The organism is Pseudomonas sp. P7779 (genome assembly GCF_013386315.1).
GTDB lineage: Bacteria > Pseudomonadota > Gammaproteobacteria > Pseudomonadales > Pseudomonadaceae > Aquipseudomonas.
In genome coordinates this window covers 1-6,417 of sequence record NZ_JACARZ010000163.1, presented here as the reverse complement: position 1 = coordinate 6,417, position 6,417 = coordinate 1, and the positions used below count along the sequence as shown (strand labels likewise).

At 63.3% G+C, this 6,417-nt stretch carries 7 protein-coding genes; 1 reads left to right on the top strand and 6 read right to left on the bottom strand.

What is annotated here, in order from left to right; genetic code table 11:
* Window positions 1-89: 89 nt before the first annotated feature.
* The 6 genes from HX869_RS30470 to HX869_RS30445 are packed head-to-tail and all read right to left on the bottom strand — an operon-like array spanning window position 90 to window position 5,021.
* The gene (locus HX869_RS30470; RefSeq protein WP_178904122.1) at window positions 90-581 is read right to left on the bottom strand and encodes an aromatic-ring-hydroxylating dioxygenase subunit beta; all 492 of its coding nucleotides are present in this window, start codon (window positions 579-581) and stop codon (window positions 90-92) included.
* Window positions 578-1,861, bottom strand: a complete 1,284-nt coding sequence (locus tag HX869_RS30465) for a Rieske 2Fe-2S domain-containing protein (protein WP_087694279.1) — start codon at window positions 1,859-1,861, stop codon at window positions 578-580. Before HX869_RS30465 ends, HX869_RS30470 begins: the two co-directional genes overlap by 4 nt.
* A 24-nt stretch (window positions 1,862-1,885) precedes the next feature.
* Window positions 1,886-3,013: an amidase gene (locus tag HX869_RS30460; protein ID WP_177009343.1), complete on the bottom strand. Its 1,128-nt coding sequence runs from the start codon at window positions 3,011-3,013 to the stop codon at window positions 1,886-1,888.
* On the bottom strand, window positions 3,010-3,480 hold the full coding sequence (locus HX869_RS30455; protein WP_008431069.1) for a nuclear transport factor 2 family protein: 471 nt from the start codon (window positions 3,478-3,480) through the stop codon (window positions 3,010-3,012). Before HX869_RS30455 ends, HX869_RS30460 begins: the two co-directional genes overlap by 4 nt.
* Before the next feature lie 3 nt (window positions 3,481-3,483).
* Window positions 3,484-3,855: a hypothetical protein gene (locus HX869_RS30450; protein WP_003208867.1), complete on the bottom strand. Its 372-nt coding sequence runs from the start codon at window positions 3,853-3,855 to the stop codon at window positions 3,484-3,486.
* A gap of 17 nt (window positions 3,856-3,872) precedes the next feature.
* Complete coding sequence (locus HX869_RS30445) at window positions 3,873-5,021, bottom strand: acyl-CoA dehydrogenase family protein (protein WP_178904121.1); 1,149 nt, start codon at window positions 5,019-5,021, stop codon at window positions 3,873-3,875.
* A 211-nt stretch (window positions 5,022-5,232) separates the two neighbouring features.
* Here HX869_RS30445 and HX869_RS30440 point away from each other — a divergent pair, with 211 nt between their 5' ends.
* Window positions 5,233-6,357 (top strand): sensor histidine kinase, encoded by a 1,125-nt coding sequence (locus HX869_RS30440; RefSeq protein ID WP_177036947.1) that lies wholly within the window; start codon window positions 5,233-5,235, stop codon window positions 6,355-6,357.
* Window positions 6,358-6,417 lie beyond the last annotated feature (60 nt).

The window sequence follows — 6,417 nt, the reverse complement described above, 5'->3', positions numbered from 1 at the left end:
GTGTCAGTCAATGCATGTGGCGACTGATCCACCGCATTCGCGAGCAAGCCCGCTCCCACATTGGTTTTGTGTCGTTGTTTGAATCGTGCTTACAACAGAAAGCCGAGTGCACTCAGGCTGTCGGTGGAATTGATCAGCCGCACCACCTTGCGCTCCAGGGTCGCGACCCCGGCGCTGAACCGGATGCGGTAATTCAGGTCGGCCACGAACGGCGTGTGTACTCCGCGCTTGTAGGCGTACAGCAGCTGCGCACAGTTAACCTCCACCACCTCGCCCGCCGCTTCCACCAGGGTGAATCGCGACACACTGCGCACGGTTTTCGCCGCATCCACCGCCGACGGTGAATACCCCGCAGTCAGCCGTTCGATGCGCAGGTCACGCATGCGCGCATCGTCATAGGCATAGTTGAGGTTGGCTTCAAAAGCCTCGGTGTCCGGGTCGATCGGCACGACGTAGCGCCCGCTCTCGCTCCACAACGCGGCCCATTGCACGTAGTCCTTGTGGTCCAGCAGTTGGGCTTCACGCCAGATGAATTCGATGGCCTGGGCCAGCGGTGCGGTAAAACCAGTCAGGGTGTTCATTGGCTCATCATCCTTTTCCACATGTCATAGGCCCCGCGCATGCCGCCTTCATCAGTGGCGTGGGATACCTTGTCGCCGTTGTCGGCCAGCACTTCGCGGTTCAGGCCACGGTTGACCAGGATCGGCGCATCCACGCCGGCATACGAGCCGCGTTGCACCCGGTCCCAGGCCTCGGCGTCGTCGGGGCTGCCAAAGCCGAACGGGCCCTGGAAGTGTTCGTGGATGCGCAGGCGCTCGCGGTTGGCAACCTGTGGGCCGCCCTCCATGCCCAGGGCGACGTGGCGGATTTCGGTCTCGGTGACCGACACCGGGCGCAGCACCCGGAAGAACGACATCGACATGGCGACATTGGGAAACAGGTTGAGGTTGAACCCGGCACCGTGCAGCGAGCGCACGATGCGTCGCACCTGGGCCGGCTCCATGGTTTTCGACAGTTCTTCGGTGACGTGGGCGAAACGCTCCTGCAATTGCTCGGTACCGTCGTCGTGGTCCAGGTCGACATGCTCGGGCACCATCACCATCACACTGTGGCCATTGCCCAGGGAATGGGTGACGGCCTGCTCGTCGGTCATGAACGAGAGCATTTCCGAGGTCTCGGCGTCCACCGACGACATGAACGACTTGTGCACAATCGGGAAGTGGTAGCCGTCGGTGGTGTTTTCCAGCTGGATCTTCCAGTTGCCCTTGAAGCTGAACTTGTGTTCGCCCTGGGTCTTGATCGGGTAGCCGGCGCCCTGCTTCATGAACAGGTCCATCCAGTGTTTGGCGCCGCCGAGAAAGTCGGCCAACGGTTCGATATCGTCGTTGTAGCTGGCGAATACCATCCCGGCGTAGCTGTCCACCCGCAGGCTGGTCAGGGGTAACTCGGACTTTTCCAGGATGCCTTCGTAGCCGTCCGGGTAAGGCAGCGCCCGCAGCTTGCCGTCCAAACCATAGGACCAGCTGTGATACGGGCAGGTGAAGCCGCTGGCGTTGCCCTTGTGCTTCTCGCAAACCGTGGCGCCACGGTGGCGGCAGCGGTTTTCCAGCACGTTGATCGCGCCTTTCTTGTCGCGCACCACAATCACCGGGCGCCGGCCAATGGTCGCGGTCTTGAAGTCGCCGCTGTTGCGCACTTCGCTTTCATGGGCGACCCAGACCCAGGTGCGGTAGAAGATCTTTTCCAGTTCGGCCTCGAACAACGCCGGGTCGTTGTACAGCGAGACGTCGACACGATCGTGCTTGACCAACTCGTCGAGGCTCTTTGATTTGGCAATCAGCCGGTATTCATGGGTACTCATGGAGCCCTCCTCAAGGCGTTGTTCTTATTGGCGAGCCGTGATGCTCTGTTGCAGTTGTGCGCCGAGGGCACACACCCATTCGTCCTGGCCCTTGCGGCCGACAATCTGCAGCCCCACCTTCAGCCCGCTGTCGGCCAGGGTCACCGGCACCGTCAGCGCCGGGTGGCCGCTGAGGTTGAATGGCCGCACCAATGGCGTCATGCGGGCCACGGCCTGGCTGCCGTTGCGGGCTTCGGCCAGGGTCGGCGGCAGATCCGGCATCGTCGGCAGCAGCAACACGGAGAATTCTTCGAGCGCGGCGTCCACCTGATGACTGAAGCGGGTGCGCACGACTTCGGCTGCGGCCAAATCAGCAGCGCTGGTGCGGCTGGCAGCCAACAAGCGTTGTTCGACATCCGCACCGATCAGGCCCTTGCCGGTGAGGTGACCGAAGGCTGCCCAGTTTTCGACGTTAATCACCGTAAGGCCGGCGCCGAACGCCGTGTCAAAGTCGTCCAGATGCAGACGCTGCTGACGCCAGCCGGCCGCGTCGACGGCAGCCATCAGGCTCGCCTTCAGCCATGGCTCACAGGCCACATCCAGAAAGCCCACCGGCACGCTGCCGGACGGCGCCGCCTGTGCCTGGAAACCCGGGCAAATCACCTGCATCGCGGCAATCAGGTCCTGCATGTTCGCGGCAAACGGCCCGACGCAATCGAGGCTGGATACCGCCGGTTGCGCGCCAATGCGGCTGACTCGGCCATAGGTCGGTTTCAACCCGGCAATCCCGCAGCACGCCGCCGGCACCCGCACCGAGCCGCCGGTGTCGGTACCAATGGCGATATCCGCCAGGCCCGCCGCAACCGCCGCGGCCGAACCGCTGGAGGAGCCGCCCGGCACGCGGTCTGGCGCCTGGGGATTGACGGGCGTACCGCTCCAGTCGTTGATGCCGGTGACGCCAAATGCCAGTTCATGCAGGCTGGTCTTGCCGACGATCTGCCAGCCGGCATCCAGGACCGCCTGCACCACGTGCGCATGCCGCGTCGCCGGCGGAGCATCGGCAAAGGCACGACTGCCCGAGCGGGTCGGATACCCGGCGATGTCGATGGAATCCTTGATGGCCACGCGTCGGCCGCTGCCACCGAGTAAAAATTCGCTGACGAAGGTACTCATGGGTTCACCCCCAACATGCTATTGAACAGGCGCTGCGTACGGAAATGCGCGATCAGCCAGGTGCCGTCGACACGGCGAAAATCGATGGTCAGCCGCGTGCCGAACAACTCGCTGCGCTGGTCGGCGTAGGTGGAAATCTGTTGCATGATCCACTGCCCTGCAGCCGCGCTGCCGTCTACCTGGATCGACTCACTGGTGAGGTAATGCAGGTTCAGCGCAAAGTGTTCCGACGGTGGCAGGTAGCTGCCGACAAACGCCGCCACCGCGTCGCGCCCCCGATGCTGGCCGAAGGTCTGCGCGGTACTTGTGCCAATGCCTTCCCACACCGCATCCACGGTGAACAACTCGGCCAACTCGCGAACGTTGGTCGCCGCCCGGGGCACGTCGCACAGGTCCATGTAGCGCGCCATCAAGCGCCTTACCTGGCTCTCCCCTTCAAGGGTTTCAACACGCTGCAACAGGTCCATGGCTCACACCCTGGCCGCTTCGGGAATGGTCAGCGGGCGGCCGATCCGTGCTTCGACCTTGGCGTAGCGCCACAGGCTGTATTCACCCACCGGCGTGGTACGGAACAGGTTGCAGGCGTCGATCACCGACTGGTGGCAGTCGACGTCGGCCATGATATAGACGGTCCACGGCGAGGTGGTCGACGGGCCGACCATCAAGCGGTCGTCATCCATCGCCCCCAGCACGTTGATGCCCGGCATGGCGCCGAGGTCGCCCATCATCTGGCTGAAGCCTTTCCACACGCTCAGGCCTTCGCCGGTAGGCAGGTCGAAAAAGTTCTGGGTGATGCCGATGCAGAAGACGACGCGCAGCGGTTCTTGAGTGGCTTGGGACATGGGTTGATCCTTGAAAGTCAGATGTAGCCAGGAAATGGAGGAACGCCGAGGAACACCGAGCCCGCGCCGTCGTACAGGCCTTCGCTGAGGAAGGCGTGCTGGGTCACCACCATGGCGTCGCGCAGGTAGCGTTGCAGCGGGTGGCGCAGGTAGATCGCGGTGGTGCCCGCCAGGCTGTAGGCGCTCTGCACCACGGCGGCGCCGGCCTGGGACACGTGAATGGCGGTCAGGCGCAGCAAGCTGGTTTGCTCGGCCGTGACCGGGTTGCCGGCGAGGATCGAGTTCCACACTTGTTCGGTGGCGCCGTAGAAAAAGCCCCGAGCGGCGCTCAGCCGGGCTTCGGCCTTGGCGATTTCGATGCGCACGTAGGCGCGGTCCGCCAGCTTCGGTGCGCCGGTGATGCCGCTGCCGCTGGCCATGGCGCTGATTTCATCGAGGGCCGCGCGGGCCAGGCCGAGGTTGACCACCGCCAGCACCTGTGCGGCGTAGGCAATCGAGGGATAACGAAACAGCGGCTCGTCGATGGTGGCGGCGCCGCCACGGATGAAGGTCCAGCGCTCGTCGATGTATTGGTCGGTAACTCGCAGGTCATGGCTGCCGGTGCCCTTGAGGCCGACCACGTCCCAGTTTTCGATGATTTCAACCTGGCCGGGCTTGAACACGGCAGTGCGTGGCTTGCCGCCCGCCGCACCGATGCCCACGCCCAGCAGGTCGGCGCCTTTGCAGCCGCTGGCAAACTTCCAGGTGCCGTTGACCTGCCAGCCGCCCTCGACGGTTTCTGCCGGCTGCAACGGGAACAGGCCACCGGCAAACACCAGATCGGGGCTGTCGGCATACAGTTCGGCGAGGGTGTCCTGGGGCAAGGCCGCAAGATAGACGCCGGCGCTGCCGAAGCTGGCGACCCAGCCGGCGGAGCCATCGGCTTCGGATATGCGCTCGATCATCTGCAAGAACGTTGCGGGGGCCAGGGCATCGCCGCCGAAACAACGGGGCGTGGCCGCCCGGTAGATGCCCACCTGCTTGAAGCGTTCGATCATGTCTCGTGGCACGTGGGAGCCGGCGTCGAACTCGTCGCGGCGCTGGCGCACTTCATCGAGCACCTGCTGGAACAGCGCGGGCTGCACGTCGGGTAAAGCGTCTGGTTGCACGAGGGCCGAACGCAGCATGGGCTTTCTCCGTTGTAGTTGTTATGGACGCCGTGTCGGGCGTTGATAGGTCCAGTGTAAAAAGCCCGACCACCGTCAACTATTGGGGCGTGCAGCCCACCGGCTAAAGAAATCCCCTAGTGCGCCCCCGATTACTTCTGAGCGTGCCCCCGGATGCAAACCGGTATAACTTGCCACCGTAGTCGTCCCCTCCACCGCCAAGGGCTACGCGATGTACCTACCCAATAACAATGATTTCCACACCCTGATCGAAGCCATGCCGATCTGCACCATCCTTCACGATGCGCAGAGCAAGGACATCCTCTGGGCCAACACCGCGGCGCTGTCGGCGCTGGGGTTTACCCTGGAAGAACTGATCCCGCTCAAGGCCCCGGACATGACCCGGGACGCACCGAAGTACAAGCGCTCCATCGGCCTGCGTTGGCTTGAGCGCGCGGCCCGCAGTGGCCAGCGCACCATCGAGTGGTGTTATCGCTCCAAGGCCGGGGTGGAGATTCTTTCGGAAGCGGTCGCGACGCTGGTGCACCTGGACGGGCGCGACGTGCTGATGGTGCAGTTCCGTGATATTTCCCGGGAAGACAAGGTGAAGCGGGACCTGATCCGCGCCGAGGAAGCCCGGCGTGTCAGTGAACAGCAGCTTGAATACCTGGCCCGATACAACGCCATGGGCGAGATGGCGGTGGCGATTGCTCATGAGTTGAGCCAGCCACTGGCGGCCACGCGCAACTTTATCGAGGGGGTTTTGATTCGTCTGGGCGATACCCACAGTGCCGACCAGGGGGTGAACTGGGGGCTGCAAAGTGCCGTGCGGCAGGTCGAGCATGCGTCAACGATCATCAAGAGTGTGCGTGATTATGTGGTCAAGCTGGAGCAGAGCGCGGAGTGGGTGGACCTCAATGAGTTGCTGCAGGAAACCCGATATTTCATCAGCCTGCGGGCCGAGCCGAGTCAGGTGCGGCTGGAGATCGTCCCGAGCGCGCAACCGCTGATGGTGCAGTGCGAGAGGGTGCTGATTGGGCAGGTGATTCTGAACCTGGCGTTCAATGCCATTGAAGAGATGAGTGAGCTGCCCGTGGAGCGTCGGGTGCTGCGGTTGCATGCCTGCCGGGATGGAAACGTGGCGCGGCTGAGTGTCGAGGATTGTGGGCGCGGGATTCAGGCCGTGGCGCGGGAGAAAATCTTTGACGGGTTCTTTTCGTCGAAGGTGGGTGGTAACGGGATTGGGCTGGCGTTGTGCAAGAACATCATTGGTCGGCATCAGGGGGATATCTGGGCGCAGAATCTGGAGCCGTGTGGGGCGGTGTTCAGTTTTTCGTTGCCTTTGGTGGGGTCTTGAGATGGGGGGGGTATATCCGTTTCTTCGGTAACGGCCACCTATGGTTCCGCTCTTACAGCG

What these genes read in the sequence shown, in the direction of transcription:
- HX869_RS30470 (WP_178904122.1), bottom strand. Translation starts at nt 581, where the DNA reads ATGAACACCCTGACTGGTTTTACCGCACCGCTGGCCCAGGCCATCGAA.
- HX869_RS30465 (WP_087694279.1), bottom strand. Translation starts at nt 1,861, where the DNA reads ATGAGTACCCATGAATACCGGCTGATTGCCAAATCAAAGAGCCTCGAC.
- HX869_RS30460 (WP_177009343.1), bottom strand. Translation starts at nt 3,013, where the DNA reads ATGAGTACCTTCGTCAGCGAATTTTTACTCGGTGGCAGCGGCCGACGC.
- HX869_RS30455 (WP_008431069.1), bottom strand. Translation starts at nt 3,480, where the DNA reads ATGGACCTGTTGCAGCGTGTTGAAACCCTTGAAGGGGAGAGCCAGGTA.
- HX869_RS30450 (WP_003208867.1), bottom strand. Translation starts at nt 3,855, where the DNA reads ATGTCCCAAGCCACTCAAGAACCGCTGCGCGTCGTCTTCTGCATCGGC.
- HX869_RS30445 (WP_178904121.1), bottom strand. Translation starts at nt 5,021, where the DNA reads ATGCTGCGTTCGGCCCTCGTGCAACCAGACGCTTTACCCGACGTGCAG.
- HX869_RS30440 (WP_177036947.1), top strand. Translation starts at nt 5,233, where the DNA reads ATGTACCTACCCAATAACAATGATTTCCACACCCTGATCGAAGCCATG.